At 64.1% G+C, this 13,791-nt stretch carries 13 protein-coding genes and 1 pseudogene; 10 read left to right on the top strand and 4 right to left on the bottom strand.

Translation table 11 applies throughout. From position 1 onward, the window contains the following. Positions 1-56 precede the first annotated feature (56 nt). Entirely contained in the window at positions 57-878 is an 822-nt protein-coding gene (locus tag HBJ55_RS01175) for an inositol monophosphatase family protein (protein ID WP_167110218.1), read from the bottom strand. A 96-nt stretch (positions 879-974) separates the two neighbouring features. Between HBJ55_RS01175 and hybE the strand changes: the two genes are divergently transcribed. Next, complete coding sequence (gene hybE / locus HBJ55_RS01170; RefSeq protein WP_167110216.1) at positions 975-1,412, top strand: [NiFe]-hydrogenase assembly chaperone HybE; 438 nt, start codon at positions 975-977, stop codon at positions 1,410-1,412. A gap of 85 nt (positions 1,413-1,497) precedes the next feature. Then, positions 1,498-2,271: a 3-hydroxybutyrate dehydrogenase gene (locus HBJ55_RS01165; protein ID WP_167110214.1), complete on the top strand. Its 774-nt coding sequence runs from the start codon at positions 1,498-1,500 to the stop codon at positions 2,269-2,271. A 109-nt stretch (positions 2,272-2,380) separates the two neighbouring features. Here the strand turns inward: HBJ55_RS01165 and HBJ55_RS01160 are convergent, their stop codons facing one another. Next, positions 2,381-2,920, bottom strand: a complete 540-nt coding sequence (locus HBJ55_RS01160; protein WP_167110212.1) for a response regulator transcription factor — start codon at positions 2,918-2,920, stop codon at positions 2,381-2,383. 19 nt (positions 2,921-2,939) lie between these two features. Then, positions 2,940-4,205 (bottom strand): ATP-binding protein, encoded by a 1,266-nt coding sequence (locus HBJ55_RS01155; protein ID WP_167110209.1) that lies wholly within the window; start codon positions 4,203-4,205, stop codon positions 2,940-2,942. A gap of 148 nt (positions 4,206-4,353) precedes the next feature. Between HBJ55_RS01155 and HBJ55_RS01150 the strand changes: the two genes are divergently transcribed. Genes HBJ55_RS01150 through HBJ55_RS01140 form a run of 3 tightly spaced genes read left to right on the top strand, consistent with a single transcriptional unit; the run spans position 4,354 to position 7,282 of the window. Further along, complete coding sequence (locus tag HBJ55_RS01150) at positions 4,354-5,943, top strand: peptide chain release factor 3 (protein ID WP_167110207.1); 1,590 nt, start codon at positions 4,354-4,356, stop codon at positions 5,941-5,943. Between the two features lie 46 nt (positions 5,944-5,989). Continuing rightward, positions 5,990-6,478 (top strand): large conductance mechanosensitive channel protein MscL, encoded by a 489-nt coding sequence (gene mscL / locus HBJ55_RS01145; protein ID WP_206022129.1) that lies wholly within the window; start codon positions 5,990-5,992, stop codon positions 6,476-6,478. A 42-nt stretch (positions 6,479-6,520) separates the two neighbouring features. After that, positions 6,521-7,282, top strand: coding sequence for a TatD family hydrolase (locus tag HBJ55_RS01140; RefSeq protein WP_167110205.1), 762 nt, complete (start codon positions 6,521-6,523; stop codon positions 7,280-7,282). A gap of 15 nt (positions 7,283-7,297) precedes the next feature. On the opposite strand, the gene ygfZ is transcribed toward HBJ55_RS01140, so the two are convergent. After that, entirely contained in the window at positions 7,298-8,338 is a 1,041-nt protein-coding gene (ygfZ, locus tag HBJ55_RS01135; protein ID WP_167110203.1) for a CAF17-like 4Fe-4S cluster assembly/insertion protein YgfZ, read from the bottom strand. 138 nt (positions 8,339-8,476) lie between these two features. Here ygfZ and HBJ55_RS01130 point away from each other — a divergent pair, with 138 nt between their 5' ends. The 5 genes and pseudogenes from HBJ55_RS01130 to HBJ55_RS01110 all read left to right on the top strand — a co-directional run bounded on the left by HBJ55_RS01130 (position 8,477) and on the right by HBJ55_RS01110 (position 13,722). Then, positions 8,477-8,674, top strand: coding sequence for a hypothetical protein (locus HBJ55_RS01130; RefSeq protein WP_167110201.1), 198 nt, complete (start codon positions 8,477-8,479; stop codon positions 8,672-8,674). Between the two features lie 15 nt (positions 8,675-8,689). Next, positions 8,690-9,112, top strand: a complete 423-nt coding sequence (locus HBJ55_RS01125) for an OsmC family protein (RefSeq protein WP_167110199.1) — start codon at positions 8,690-8,692, stop codon at positions 9,110-9,112. 87 nt (positions 9,113-9,199) lie between these two features. After that, positions 9,200-11,221 carry an excinuclease ABC subunit UvrB gene (gene uvrB, locus HBJ55_RS01120; RefSeq protein ID WP_167110197.1) on the top strand — a complete coding sequence of 674 codons (2,022 nt, stop codon included), beginning with the start codon at positions 9,200-9,202 and terminating at the stop codon, positions 11,219-11,221. A 12-nt stretch (positions 11,222-11,233) separates the two neighbouring features. Beyond that, positions 11,234-12,039 (top strand): annotated as a pseudogene (nei, locus tag HBJ55_RS01115) (endonuclease VIII). A gap of 177 nt (positions 12,040-12,216) precedes the next feature. Then, positions 12,217-13,722: a fumarate hydratase gene (locus tag HBJ55_RS01110; protein WP_167110195.1), complete on the top strand. Its 1,506-nt coding sequence runs from the start codon at positions 12,217-12,219 to the stop codon at positions 13,720-13,722. Positions 13,723-13,791 lie beyond the last annotated feature (69 nt).

The following is a 13,791-nucleotide window of genomic DNA, read 5'->3' as shown; positions in this document are numbered from 1 at the left end:
GCAGGCTGCTAGGGGCCCGATTGGAGGATGCTATCGCACTGTTGCGGGTGAAATCCTCAGTACGTCCTGAGTTCGTTGGCATCGGCTGCGCGCAGCAGGTCGCCGAGCTCGGCATGAATCTCGGGGGTACTGACCAGCAGGTTTTCGCCGTAGAGATCTTCGGGAATGCCCTCTGGACAGGGATAAAGGTGTCCGGTGCGGGCACCGGCCTCACGAGCGATCAGCACTCCGGCGGCGAAGTCCCAAGGCGATACGCTCTCGTAGTAGGCATCCAGGCGACCGCAGGCCACGTCGCATAGATCGAGAGCGGCAGAGCCGTTGCGGCGCACGTCCTGGCAGTGCTCCAGGATGGCCAGCAGGCGGCGCATGAGCGGAGGGCGGCTGTCGCGCCGGTAGGGAAATCCGGTGCCCACCAGGCAGCGCTGCAGGTTGGTAGTGCGACTGGCGTGAATCGGCTTGCCGTTGCACCAGGCGCCCTGGCCGCAAAGCGCGGTAAAAGTCTCGCCGAGGAAGGGGGCATGGACGACACCCAGGCGGGTCTTGCCCTCGCTGACCCAGGCGATGGAAACCGCGACATGATACAGGCCGTGGGCGAAATTGACGGTGCCGTCGATGGGGTCGATGACCCATAGGGCATCGGCCGTACGCATTACCTCGCGGTCCGGTGCGAGCTCTTCGCTGAGCCGCTGCTCGCCCGGCAGGCCGGCATCCAGGCGTTCGCTGATCAGGGTATCGACGGCCACGTCCACATCGGTGACCAGTTCCTGACCGTGCTTGAGCTGCTGATTGAAAGTCTGGCTGTGCCTGGCCGCCACGATCCGTTCGCCTGCCTCCCGGGCGATGGAGACGGCCAGCTCTAGGCGTTGCTGGGGAAGCATGGGCATTCCTCGTCGCGCATGGAACTGCCAGAATAGCAGCCGCGAGGCATCCTGCCGAACGGGACCCCGATCATTTTCGTAAAAGGAGAGTGTGCCATGCTGGCCCCGACGCCCGAGCAGTACCGGCGCCTGAACGAGATGGCCCAGGCCTGGAAACGCCGCCAGGCCGGCGCACTCGAGGCAGCACCCGAACGTAACCCTCATCTCGATGTCGACGCCTTGTGTTTTCAAGCCTGTCCCGACGCTGGCGTGGCATCGACGGGGCGTGACTACCTGGTCGGTGCGCTGATCAGCCCAGTCTCGCTGTCGCTGGTGCTGTTCCCGATTTTTGGCAGTATGACGGCACCAGCCGAGGGTGAGCGTCGAGCTTTCGAGCTACCCTCGGGCCGTTATCCCTTCGTGGCCGAAATCCTGGAAGAGGACATTTGGCTGTGGCGCTGCGAGTTGCTCGACGACCTTTCCGATCTTGAAAACCGAGAGGAGGGAAGTCGCCTGGCCCAGCGCCTGATGGACAGGGTAATGGCGCCGGCGTGATGCCTTGTCCCGGCTGGCTCTGATTGCCACCTCGGGCTTATGCTGGAAGCACTCTTTTCCCAACGTCGTGTAGAAGGATTTACCCATGCCCAACGCAACGACCCCCGTGCCACGTGTCGCCCTGGTGACGGGAACCGCCAGCGGTATCGGTGAGGCGGTGGTACGCCAGTTTCGCGAACTCGGTCATCAGGTGCTGGCCGTCGATTTCAACGCCCAGGCCAAGGAGAAGGCCGATGACGTCGGCGCGGCGTTCTTCCAGGCCGATCTCACCGACGGAGAGGCATGCAAGGCCGCCGTGGCGGAGGCCATCAAACGCTTTGGCCGGGTCGATATCCTGGTCAACAATGCCGGCATCCAGCACGTGTCGCCGATCGAGGATTTTCCCGAGGCCAAATGGCGCCAGATCATCGAGCTGATGCTGACGGCGCCTTTCCTTCTGACCCAGGCGGCGTGGCCCTCGATGCGCCAGAATGGCTGGGGGCGGATCGTCAACATCGCCTCGGTGCACGCCCAGGTCGCCTCGCCGGGTAAGTCGGCCTACATCAGCGCCAAGCACGGCATGATCGGGCTGACCAAGACGGCGGCGCTGGAGGGCGGCCCCCAGGGAATCACCGCCAATGCCATCTGTCCGGCCTACGTCAAGACACCGCTGGTGGAGAACCAGATCGCCGACCAGGCCCGGCTGCACGGCATGAACGAACAGGACGTGGTGGAGCAGATCATGCTCAAGAACGCCGCGGTCAAGCGACTGATCGACCCTGAGGAGGTGTCGGGGCTGGTGGCCTACCTGGCGTCCGATGCGGCGGGAGCGGTCACCGGCTCGAGCTGGAATATAGACTTGGGCTGGACGGCACAATAAGACGCGGCTACGCCGCTCGAAGAGGGCAGAGCGGCGCTACGCACCTGGAAGAGGGAAGAAAGAACTCCATCCCTTCTTCTCTCTTCAATCTTCCTTCTTGCGTCTCTGATCAGCGCCGCACCGGTCGCTTCTGCAGCTTGCGCTGAAGGGTGCGGCGATGCATGCCCAGGGCACGGGCGGTGGCGGAGATGTTGCCGTCGTGCTCCTGTAGCACCTTCTGGATATGCTCCCAGGCGATGCGGTTGATCGACGGTGGGTTGTCGGCCACCTCGGCTTCCGGATTGCCCTCTTCGCGGCCCAGCGCCACCAGGATCTCCTCCGCGTCGGCGGGCTTGCACAGGTAATTGACGGCACCGAGCTTGATCGCTTCGACGGCGGTGGCAATGCTCGAGTAGCCGGTCAGCACCACGATGCGACAGTTCGGTACCACCTCGAGCAGCTCCGGCAGCAGCTTCAGCCCCGAGCTGTGCTCCAGCTTGAGATCGAGAGTGGCCAGTTCCGGTCGGTGACGTCGAGCCAGCGACAGAGCCTGCTCCGCGTCATTCGCCACCAGCACTTCGTAGCCGCGTCTGGCCATGGCGCGAGAAAGCACATGGCAGAACATTTCGTCGTCATCGATGATCAACAGGCGGGTATCGGCGTCTTGCATGGCAACCTCGTCGCGTCGCTCAGGGCTCACTGTGCGGCAGGATCACTTCGGTCAGCGTCCCCCCGTCCGGATGATTATACAGGCTCACGCCGCCGCCGAAGCGGTTGATCGTGGCATGGGTCAGGAACAGCCCGATGCCGAGCCCCTTGCTTTTGGTCGAGACGAAGGTTTCGCCCAGTTGGTCGGCGATGTCCAGGGTGACCCCGGGGCCGTGATCGCGGATGTCGATCACCACATCCTGAGCGTTCCAGTCCAGGCCGATATTGATGTCGTCGGGGTTGGCATCGGCTGCGTTGTTGAGCAGGTTGGTAATTGCCTGATCGAGGGTCGTGTCGACCTTGAGCCAGGGGGTGCCGCGCTGATTGGCGATCTCGAGGCGATGGCTGACGTCGGGGCGCAGCACCAGCCAGCGCTGCACCACGCCCTGCAGCCAGTCGCGGGCATCGCGGACTTCCGGCTCGGCCATGCGCCGCCGGTCGGCACTCTCGACCAGGTTACGCAGCCGCGACTTGCATATGTCGACCTGGCGCCGCAGCAGTTCGATGTCCTCGAGCAGCTCGGGATTGTTGCGAGCGTCCTGGCGCATTTCGCTGAGCAGGACCGCCATGGTCGACAGGGGCGTGCCCAGTTCATGTGCAGTACCGGCGGCCTGGGTGGCCACGGCGACGATCTGCTCGTTACGCAGCGCCGACTCGCGGGTCTGGGAAAGGGCTCGCTCCCGGCTGCGCAGGGCATGGGCCATCTTGTAGATGAAGAAGGTCACCAGCCCGGCCGAGAGGCCGAAGTTGATCCACATGCCCAGCACATGCAGGTTGAGCACCTCGTTGCCTTGATCGTGGGTCAACTGCGGGACCGGATGGTAGTCCCCCATCAACAAGGTGTAGGACGCCATGGCGGAGACGGCAACGATCCAGGCGTAGCGCCAGGGCAGGGTGGCGGCGGCAATGGTGACCGGTACCAGGTAGTAGTTGATGAACGGGTTGGTGGCGCCGCCGGTGAGGTAGAAGAGTAGCGTCAGGCCGAACACGTCGACGAGCAGGTGAATCACGTATTCGATATGGTTGACCGCCCATTGGCGGCCGAGCCGCCACCAGGTGAAGAGATTGACCAGCCCCATGCCGACGATGACGCCGATTACCGCGGTAACCTCGAGTTCGAAGTGAAGCAGTTCGATCCCGACGATGACCGCCGCCAGGAAACCGGTCCAGGTGATGCCACGCACGATGGTCAGGCGAACCAGGTTGCGGCTGGGGGTCGATAGCGGCAGAGGAAGGGCGGTAGGCATGACATCTCCAGGAGCGAGCGTGTCGCCATGATACCGTCTCGTGCCCTTTCTCGCCGCTGCCCTACAACTGTGCGGGGCAAAGCCGTAGAATGCGTGCCATTCCACACTCACGCACCCGCATGGGTGCCATACGACGAATTCGAGACTGATGTCTGATGCCGATCTGGCCCGGGAAGTCGGGCTGCGCAGAACCTTTGCCATTATCTCGCACCCCGATGCGGGCAAGACCACCATCACCGAGAAGATGCTGCTGTTCGGAAACGCCATCCAGCTCGCCGGCTCGGTGAAGAGCAAGCGTAACGACCGCCACGCCACCTCCGACTGGATGAAGATGGAGCAGGAACGGGGCATCTCGGTGACCACCTCGGTGATGCAGTTCCCCTACGGCGGGCGTATCGTCAACCTGCTCGACACTCCGGGGCACGAGGACTTCTCCGAGGATACCTACCGCACGCTGACGGCGGTGGACTCGGCATTGATGGTGATCGACGGTGCCAAGGGCGTCGAGGCGCGCACGATCAAGCTGATGGAAGTGTGCCGCCTGCGCACCACGCCGATCCTCACCTTCATCAACAAGATGGACCGCGACATTCGCGATCCCATCGAGGTGATGGACGAGGTCGAGACGGTGCTGAACATCGAGTGTGCGCCGATGACCTGGCCGATCGGCATGGGGCGCCACTTCAAGGGGGTGTATCACCTCTACAACGACGTGATCCACCTCTATACCCAGGGCCAGGGCAGCCGCATCCCCGACGACAAGCGCATCGAGGGGCTCGACAATCCCGAGGTCGACAAGGTGCTCGGTGCGGAGCAGGCCGAGGAGTTGCGCATGGAGGTGGAACTGGTGCGTGGCGCCTCGCATGAGTTCGACCTCGACGCCTATCTTCGCGGCGAACTGACTCCAGTCTACTTCGGTACCGCCATGGGTAACTTCGGCGTGCGCGAGATGCTCGACGGATTCGTCGAGTATGCGCCGCCGCCCCAGCCGCGGGAGACCGATGCGCGCAGCGTCGAGGCCGAGGATTCGCGCTTCACCGGTTTCGTGTTCAAGATCCAGGCCAACATGGACCCCAAGCATCGCGATCGTATTGCCTTCCTGCGGGTCTGCTCGGGCAAGTACGAGAAGAACATGAAGATGCGCCACGTGCGCCTCGGCAAGGACGTCAAGATTGCCGATGCCCTGACCTTCATGGCCTCCGACCGGGCTCACGTCGAGGAGGCCTGGCCCGGCGATATCATCGGCCTGCACAACCACGGCACCATCCAGATCGGCGATACCTTCACCATGGGTGAGGACATGCGCTTCACCGGTATCCCGCACTTCGCCCCGGAGCTGTTCAAGCGCGTGCAACTGAAGGACCCGCTCAAGCTCAAGGCGCTGCAGAAGGGCTTGCAGCAGCTCTCCGAGGAGGGCGCCACGCAGCTGTTCCAGCCGCTGGACAACAACGACCTGATCCTTGGTGCCGTGGGCACGCTGCAGTTCGATCTGGTCGCCCATCGCCTCAAGGAAGAGTACAAGGTCGACTGCGTCTATGAGCCGGTCAACGTGCAGACCGCGCGCTGGATCTATTGCGACGATGCCAAGAAGCTCGATGAGTTCAAGCGCAAGGCGAGCGCCAACCTGGCGCTGGATGGCGGCGGCTACCTGACCTACATTGCTCCCACGAGGGTCAACCTGCAGATGACCCAGGAGCGCTGGCCGGAGATTCGCTTCGCCGCCACTCGCGAGCACTGACGCGGGCACGCCGGGCATGTTGCGGAGTTGAAGGAGGAGGGGGGAGATGGCATCGAAGATGCTGAAGGAGTTCCGCGAATTCGCGGTCAAGGGCAATGTCGTCGATATGGCGGTGGGCATTATCATCGGTGCCGCTTTCACCTCCATCGTCAACAGCCTGGTGAAGGATGTCTTTACTCCGTTGATCGGTCTGGCGACGGGCGGAATGAACTTCACCAACCAGTTTCTTGTACTGCGCGACGGCCCTGGCGACGAGATCTACCACACCCTGGAACAGGCCCAGGCGGCCGGGGCGGTGACTCTCAATTACGGTCTGTTCCTCAATGCGCTGCTGTCGTTCGTGATCGTGGCCTTCGCCACTTTCCTGCTGATTCGCAATATCAACCGGCTCAAGAACCTTGCCTATCGCCCCGAGCCGGCAGCGGCGCCCACGGTCAAGGATTGCCCGTACTGTCTTAGCAAGATTCCCATCCCGGCCACCCGCTGTCCGGCCTGTACCTCGCAGTTGCCTGCACCCCAGCCCGAAGCCGAGTGATTCGACGGCGTGGCCGCTGCCACGCAAGGGAGCACGACACGGATGTTGATAGACGCTCACTGCCACCTGGATTTCGAAGCCTTCGACGACGACCGCGGGGCGATGTTCGAGCGCGCCCGGGCAGCCGGCGTAGACCTGTTCATGGTGCCTGGCACCACCCGCGAGCGCTGGCCGGCGGTGCTGGCGCTGGGCGAGCGTAGCGACGTTCACGTCAGCCTCGGCCTGCACCCCTATTTCATGCATGAGCACGGCCGCGGCGATGTCGAGGCCTTGGCCCGCATGCTCGACGAGCACGACGAGGTGAAGGCGCTGGGCGAGTGCGGCATCGACGCTCGCTTCGAGGAGACCTTGGACGACCAGTGGGAGCTTTTCAACGCTCAACTGCGTCTGGCCAAGTCGCGCCGGCTGCCGGTGGTGATCCATTGCGTGCACGCCAACGACAAGGTCTCCCAGCGACTGCGTCAGCTCGACCTGCCGGCGGGAGGGCTGATTCACGCCTTCGCCGGTTCGCCGGACCAGGCGTGGAAGTTCCTCGACCTCGGTTTCGTAGTGGGGCTGGGCGGCGCGGTCACCTACGAGCGCGCCCAGCGTCTATGGCGCGCGGTGAAAAGCCTGCCCGAGGACGGCTTCGTGCTGGAGACCGATAGCCCCGATATGCCACTGTGTGGCCACCAGGGGCAGCGCAACGAGCCGGCACGTATCGCCCAGGTATGCGAGACGGTGGCGAAACTGCGGGGGGAGAGCTCCGAGGCGATCGCCGCACAGAGCACGGCGACCGCGAAACGCGTGTTCGGCATCGACTAAGGGCTTCGAGCCGCTTCAGCCGGCCGCCTGCGCCAGGCTCTCCGGATCGAGGCGTTCGATGGGGTAGGGCAGCTTCAATAGCTTGACGGCCTGGCCGTCTACGCTCAGCGGTCCGATTTCCTCCTTGGTGGAGAGTACGGCCAGCACCTCGACCTGGCCATAGGCGTCGAGTTCCGCAGCCACGACCTCGCCTTGGCTCTTGCCGTTCTCGTCGACCACCGCCGTACCCAGCTCGGGCAGGCGGTCGCCTTCGAGCTGGGCCCGCGCCAGGCGCTTCTTCACCTGGCCGCGAAAGTGCGCACGTGCCACGACTTCCTGGCCGGTGTAGCAGCCCTTCTTGAAACTGACACCGCCCAGCGCCTCCCAATTGATCATCTGCGGCAGCAGGGCATCCTGATGGGCGGGGGTGAGCCAGGCGAGCCCGGCTTGAATGTCCTGCAGGCACCACACGGCATTGCCGACCAGGAGTGCCTGCTCGGCGAGCCGGCTGGCAATCGCTTCGGCCCGGGTCAGCGGCAGGCAGGCCAGCAGCCGTTGCTGCGGGCCGGGATGGGCCAGTAGCTGAAACTCTTCGTCGCCGACCTGATGCCACAGCGCGGGCGGCGTAACGTCGAAGTGTACCTCTGCCAGAGCGTGGGCTTCCTTGCCGGTCAGCCCCAGCAGCGCCAGGTCGTCCCGAATGGAAAGCTCGCTCTTGTAGAATGGAGCAAACTTCTTGAGGTGGTCACGCAGCGGCTCCAGCAGGCCGCGATGCAGGATCAAGCGGTAACGCTCAGTGTCGATTCGCAATAGCTGGGCGTTGGCCAGCATGCGCCCCTTGGCGCTGCAGAAGCAGGTCAACGGGGCGTAGTCGCCATCGGCGAGATCGACCTGGGCACTGGTCTGGCCTTGCAGCAGCTTGCTGGCACCGGGCCCGGTCACGTCGAGTACGCCAAAGTGAACGAGAGGAGTGACTACGGTGCGCTCCTTGGCCTGACGGGCGGGCTCGGGCGTATCGAATGCCACCCGTTCATCGCTCACGCGTCGCCCTCCCAGGGCGGTTGTCCAATCGCTCATGCCTGTCTGGCTCCGGGTCGTCGTGGGGAAATACTGTAGTCAGGTATGCGGGCGCAAGCGACCGATTGCAAGCGGTGTCGCCCCCACAGGGCCATGCTAGACTTGGTTTTTCCTTGTTCCATGCCCAGGGAGTCATGCATGCCACAGCAGTCGCTCAGTTTCAGCGGCGTGGAAAGCGCCGATCAGGTCAACCGCATCACCACGGCCCTGATGATGGTGGATGGCGTGGAGAGCGCCGAAGTGGGTCGCCATGGGGCGGACGTGGAGGGGCGAGTCAGCCGCGAGGCGCTGATTCGTGCCGTCCAGGCCCTCAAGCTCCCCATCGACGTCAAGTAAACCAGCGGAATCCTCATGAACAAGACCATCGAGATCGTCAGCGAGCGCAGCAGTGTCTTTCGTCAGCGGGTCCGGATAGCGGGCTTCGAGGATCTTCACGTCGACGTGCCCAAGACCTTCGGCGGTGAGGGCAGTGCACCGGACCCGCACGACTACTTCGATCTTTCCCTCGGCGCCTGCAAGGCCATCACCGCGCAGATGTACGCCCAGCGCAAGCAGTGGCCGCTCGAGGGAATCAGCGTCAGGGTCAATCGCGACGACAGCGAGGAACGCAAGGGCACTTACCGACTCGAAGTGGTGATGACTTTCCACGGCATCGAGGACGAGGCGCAGCGGGCCCGGCTCGAGGAGATCAGCCACAAGTGTCCCATTCACCGCCTGATGACCAGCGCCACCGTGGAGGTCACCACGCGTACCGCCACTGTTGCCGAAGCGTAGGCCGGGAATCGGTCTTATACTATTTTTCCGCTATCGGTACGTTCCGCCCAGGCGCCGTATGGCGCCTGTAGCTCGTCTGGAGTCGCCATGAGCAAGCCGTTTCGCCTCAATGCCAATTTCGAGCCCGCCGGTGACCAGCCTGCCGCGATAGAGAGCCTGATCAGCGGGCTCGAGTCCGGGCTGGCCCACCAGACGCTGCTCGGCGTGACCGGGTCGGGCAAGACCTTCACCATGGCCAACGTGGTCGAGCGGCTGCAGCGGCCGACCATCGTCATGGCGCCCAACAAGACGCTGGCAGCGCAGCTCTACGGCGAGTTCAAGTCGTTCTTTCCCGATAACGCCATCGAATATTTTGTCTCCTACTACGACTACTACCAGCCGGAAGCCTACGTACCTTCGTCGGACACCTTCATCGAGAAGGATGCTTCGATCAATGACCACATCGAGCAGATGCGGCTGTCGGCGACCAAGGCGCTACTCGAGAGGCGCGATGCGCTGATCGTGGTCTCGGTCTCGGCGATCTACGGTCTCGGCGATCCCGACCAGTACCTGAAGATGCGCCTGCACTTCACCCGCGGCGAGCTGATCGACCAGCGCTCGTTCCTGCGCCGCCTGGCGGAATTGCAGTACACGCGCAACGACATGGACTTCAAGCGTGGTACCTACCGCGTGCGCGGCGACGTGATCGACATCTACCCGGCGGATTCCGACGAGGAGGCGGTGCGGGTCGAGTTGTTCGGCGACGAGATCGACTCGATCCGCTTGTTCGATCCGCTCACCGGCGAGGTGCGCGGCCACGTGCCGCGCATGACCATCTACCCCAAGAGTCACTACGTGACGCCGCGGGAGACGATCATCTCGGCTGCCGAGCGGATCAAGGCCGAGCTGGTCGAGCGCCTGGAGTGGCTACGCAGGAACGATCGGCTGGTGGAGGCCCAGCGGCTCGAGCAGCGCACTCTCTACGATCTCGAAATGATGAACGAACTGGGCTACTGCAACGGTATCGAGAACTACTCGCGCTACCTCTCCGGGCGCAACCCCGGTGAACCGCCGCCCACATTCTTCGATTACCTGCCCGACGATGCCCTGCTGTTCATCGACGAGTCCCACGTCAGCGTTCCCCAGGTGGGCGGTATGTACAAGGGCGACCGTTCGCGCAAGGAGACGCTGGTCGAGTACGGCTTCCGCCTGCCATCGGCATTGGACAACCGCCCGATGACCTTCGAGGAGTGGGAAAGTATCTGTCCTCAGACGATATTCGTCTCGGCGACGCCCGGCCCCTACGAGGCCGCGCACGCCGGGCAGGTGGTAGAGCAGGTGGTACGGCCCACGGGGCTGGTCGATCCCGAGATCGAGGTGCGTCCGGCCTCGACCCAGGTCGACGACCTGCTCTCCGAGATTCGCCTGCGTGCCGGGGTGGGGGAGCGAGTGCTCGTCACCACCCTGACCAAGCGCATGGCGGAGGACCTTACCGAATACTTCGACGAGCACGACGTGCGGGTGCGCTACCTGCACTCCGATATCGACACCGTGGAGCGGGTGGAGATCATTCGCGACCTGCGCCTGGGCAAGTTCGACGTGCTGGTGGGCATCAACCTGCTGCGCGAGGGCCTCGACATTCCCGAGGTTTCGCTGGTGGCGATTCTCGATGCCGACAAGGAGGGCTTCCTGCGCAACGAGCGCTCGCTGATCCAGACCATCGGCCGGGCGGCGCGCAACGCCCACGGCAAGGCGATTCTCTACGCCGACCGGGTCACCGACTCCATGCGCCGCGCCATCGACGAGACCGAGCGGCGCCGGGCCAAGCAGGTCGCTCACAACGAGAAGCACGGCATCACGCCGACCACCGTCACCCGCTCGGTGGCCGACATCATGGAGGCGGCCCAGGCGCCGGGGCGCAAGGGCAAGGGTCGGCGCGGCGAGCGCAAGGTGGCCGAAGGGGCAGCGATCTACGACCTCTCCGAGTTGTCGCCGATGGACCTGGTCAAGGAGGTCTCGCGGGTCGAGGACGCCATGTTCGAGGCGGCCCAGAACCTGGAGTTCGAGGAAGCGGCGCGACTGCGCGACCGGTTGCATGAACTCAAGGAGCGTCAGTTGGCGCTGGGGTAGAAGGAACCCTGCATGCCTGAAGGCCCCGAGATTCGCCGTGCCGCCGACCGCCTGCACGAGCAACTCGCCGGCAGGCGGCTGGAAGCCGTGTGGTTCGCCTTCCCCGAGCTGGCCGCCGAGGCCGTTTCGCTGGTGGGGCGTGAGGTCACGGCGGTCGACAGCTGGGGCAAGGCAATGCTGACCCGCTTCGACGACGGTCGCGTGCTCTACTCTCATAATCAGCTCTACGGCATCTGGAAGCTACATGACGCCGAGCGTGAGCCGGACACCCAACGTTCGCTGCGGGTGCGACTCACCGCGGAAGGGCGCTCGGCCAGTCTCTACAGCGCCTCGGATGTCTCGCTGTGGCCGGCCGACAGGCTCGATGAGCATCCATTCCTTTCCCGGCTCGGCCCCGATCTGTTGACCCATGGGGTCACGCCGGAGCAGGTCATGGCGCGCCTGGCCGAGCCGCGTTTCGCGCGTCGCCGCCTAGGCGGGCTATTGCTCGATCAGGCACTCTTCGCCGGCATCGGTAATTACCTGCGATCCGAGATCCTGTTCTTCGCCGGTGCCTCACCCAGCGTTAAGCCCGCAGAGCTGGGGGAGGAGCGCCTGGCGCTGCTGGCGCGTGCAATTCTCGACGTGACCCGGCGGGCGTGACCAATCGCGACGAGTGGGCTGCAGCCGCGCGCCGGCGAGGCGAAAGCCGTCGATTGTGTCGCTTCGCCGTTTACGAGCGCGATGGCTTGCCGTGCCATGATTGCGGCAGTTTGATAACGCGGGAGAACGTCGCCTCGCGCCGGCTGTATCGTTGTCCGTGCTGCCAGGCAGGTTGATGTTGGGTGAGTTTATACCGTTATCTTTCGTGCCCGCACTACCACTCATTCGACCTTGGCGGCACAACCCTGTCGGGCAGGACCCGATACGGTATAATTCGCCACCGTTCGAGCCCGCCGCTTCGCTCTGCGAATCCAGAAGCGGGCATGCCGACACTGCCGAGGAGTTCCTTGCACATGACCGTGATCCGCCAGGACGATCTGATCCAGAGCGTCGCCGACGCCCTGCAGTACATCTCTTATTACCACCCCAAGGATTTCATCGACGCCATGGCGGCGGCGTACGAGCGGGAGGAGAACCCGGCGGCAAAGGATGCCATCGCCCAGATCCTGATCAATTCGCGCATGTGTGCCATGGGGCATCGTCCCATCTGCCAGGATACCGGCATCGTCACCGTCTTCGTGCATGTGGGCATGAACGTACGCTTCGAAGCCGACATGAGCCTCGATGACATGATCAACGAGGGCGTGCGCCGTGCCTACCAATTGCCGGACAACATACTGCGGGCCTCGGTGCTGGCCGACCCGGACGGCAAGCGCAAGAATACCGGTGACAACACGCCGGCGGTGATCCACCACAAGTTGGTACCGGGCGATACCGTCGAGGTGCATGTGGCGGCCAAGGGCGGCGGCAGCGAGGCCAAGAGCAAGTTCGCCATGCTCAACCCCTCCGATAGCGTTGCCGACTGGGTGATGGAGCAACTGCCCAAGATGGGGGCCGGTTGGTGCCCGCCCGGAATGCTCGGCATCGGCATCGGCGGTACTGCCGAAAAGGCCATGGAGATCGCCAAGGAGGCACTGCTCGATCCCATCGACATTCAGGAGTTGCAAGCCCGTGGGGCCTCGAATCGTGCCGAGGAGCTGCGCCTGGAGCTGTTCGACAGGGTCAACAAGAGCGGGATCGGTGCCCAGGGCCTGGGTGGCTTGACCACCGTGCTCGACATCAAGGTCAAGGATTACCCGACCCACGCCGCCAACAAGCCGGTGGCGATCATCCCCAACTGCGCCGCCACGCGGCATGCCCACTTCACCCTGGACGGCTCCGGCCCTGCGGCGTTGCCGGCACCCAAGCTCGAGGATTGGCCGGAAATCACTCGCGAGATGGGTGACAACGTCAAGCGCGTCGATCTCGATAGCGTAACACCGGCGGAAGTGCAGACATGGCAGCCGGGCGACACCCTGCTGCTCAACGGCAAGCTGCTCACCGGCCGTGATGCCGCCCACAAGCGCATGGTCGACATGATCGCCAAGGGCGAGCAGCTGCCGGTCGATCTGAAGGGCCGCTTCATTTACTACGTGGGGCCGGTGGATCCCGTGCGCGACGAGGTGGTTGGCCCGGCTGGCCCGACCACCGCTACGCGCATGGACAAGTTCACGCGCACCATGCTGGAAGAGACCGGTCTGCTGGGCATGGTGGGCAAGGCCGAGCGGGGCCCGGCGGCCATCGAGGCAATCCGCGACAACAAGGCGGTCTACCTGATGGCGGTGGGCGGCTCGGCCTACCTGGTGGCGCAGGCAATCAAGAAGTCACGCGTGGTGGGCTTCGCCGACCTGGGCATGGAAGCGATCTACGAGTTCGAAGTGGAGGACATGCCGGTCACCGTAGCGGTCGACAGCCAAGGCACCTCGGTGCACCAGACCGGCCCGGCCAAGTGGAAGGAGATCATCGCCGAGCGCGCCTGATCTCTCCTCGCCTGATCTCGATACCCGCGGCCTCGCCTTCTGGCGGGGTCGCTCTCGTCTGGGGTATGC

The organism is Billgrantia bachuensis, assembly GCF_011742165.1.
GTDB classification, from domain to species: Bacteria; Pseudomonadota; Gammaproteobacteria; order Pseudomonadales; family Halomonadaceae; genus Halomonas; species Halomonas bachuensis.
The sequence above is the reverse complement of the archived record's forward strand: the minus strand, read 5'-3'. Positions and strand labels throughout refer to the sequence as shown.

Coding starts and splice junctions, on each gene's coding strand:
- mscL (WP_206022129.1), top strand. CDS start 5,990: ATGGCATCGAAGATGCTGAAGGAGTTCCGCGAATTCGCGGTCAAGGGC.
- ygfZ (WP_167110203.1), bottom strand. CDS start 8,338: ATGAGCGATTGGACAACCGCCCTGGGAGGGCGACGCGTGAGCGATGAA.
- uvrB (WP_167110197.1), top strand. CDS start 9,200: ATGAGCAAGCCGTTTCGCCTCAATGCCAATTTCGAGCCCGCCGGTGAC.
- HBJ55_RS01125 (WP_167110199.1), top strand. CDS start 8,690: ATGAACAAGACCATCGAGATCGTCAGCGAGCGCAGCAGTGTCTTTCGT.
- HBJ55_RS01155 (WP_167110209.1), bottom strand. CDS start 4,205: ATGCCTACCGCCCTTCCTCTGCCGCTATCGACCCCCAGCCGCAACCTG.
- HBJ55_RS01130 (WP_167110201.1), top strand. CDS start 8,477: ATGCCACAGCAGTCGCTCAGTTTCAGCGGCGTGGAAAGCGCCGATCAG.
- HBJ55_RS01150 (WP_167110207.1), top strand. CDS start 4,354: ATGTCTGATGCCGATCTGGCCCGGGAAGTCGGGCTGCGCAGAACCTTT.
- HBJ55_RS01140 (WP_167110205.1), top strand. CDS start 6,521: ATGTTGATAGACGCTCACTGCCACCTGGATTTCGAAGCCTTCGACGAC.
- hybE (WP_167110216.1), top strand. CDS start 975: ATGCTGGCCCCGACGCCCGAGCAGTACCGGCGCCTGAACGAGATGGCC.
- HBJ55_RS01160 (WP_167110212.1), bottom strand. CDS start 2,920: ATGCAAGACGCCGATACCCGCCTGTTGATCATCGATGACGACGAAATG.
- HBJ55_RS01165 (WP_167110214.1), top strand. CDS start 1,498: ATGCCCAACGCAACGACCCCCGTGCCACGTGTCGCCCTGGTGACGGGA.
- HBJ55_RS01175 (WP_167110218.1), bottom strand. CDS start 878: ATGCTTCCCCAGCAACGCCTAGAGCTGGCCGTCTCCATCGCCCGGGAG.
- HBJ55_RS01110 (WP_167110195.1), top strand. CDS start 12,217: ATGACCGTGATCCGCCAGGACGATCTGATCCAGAGCGTCGCCGACGCC.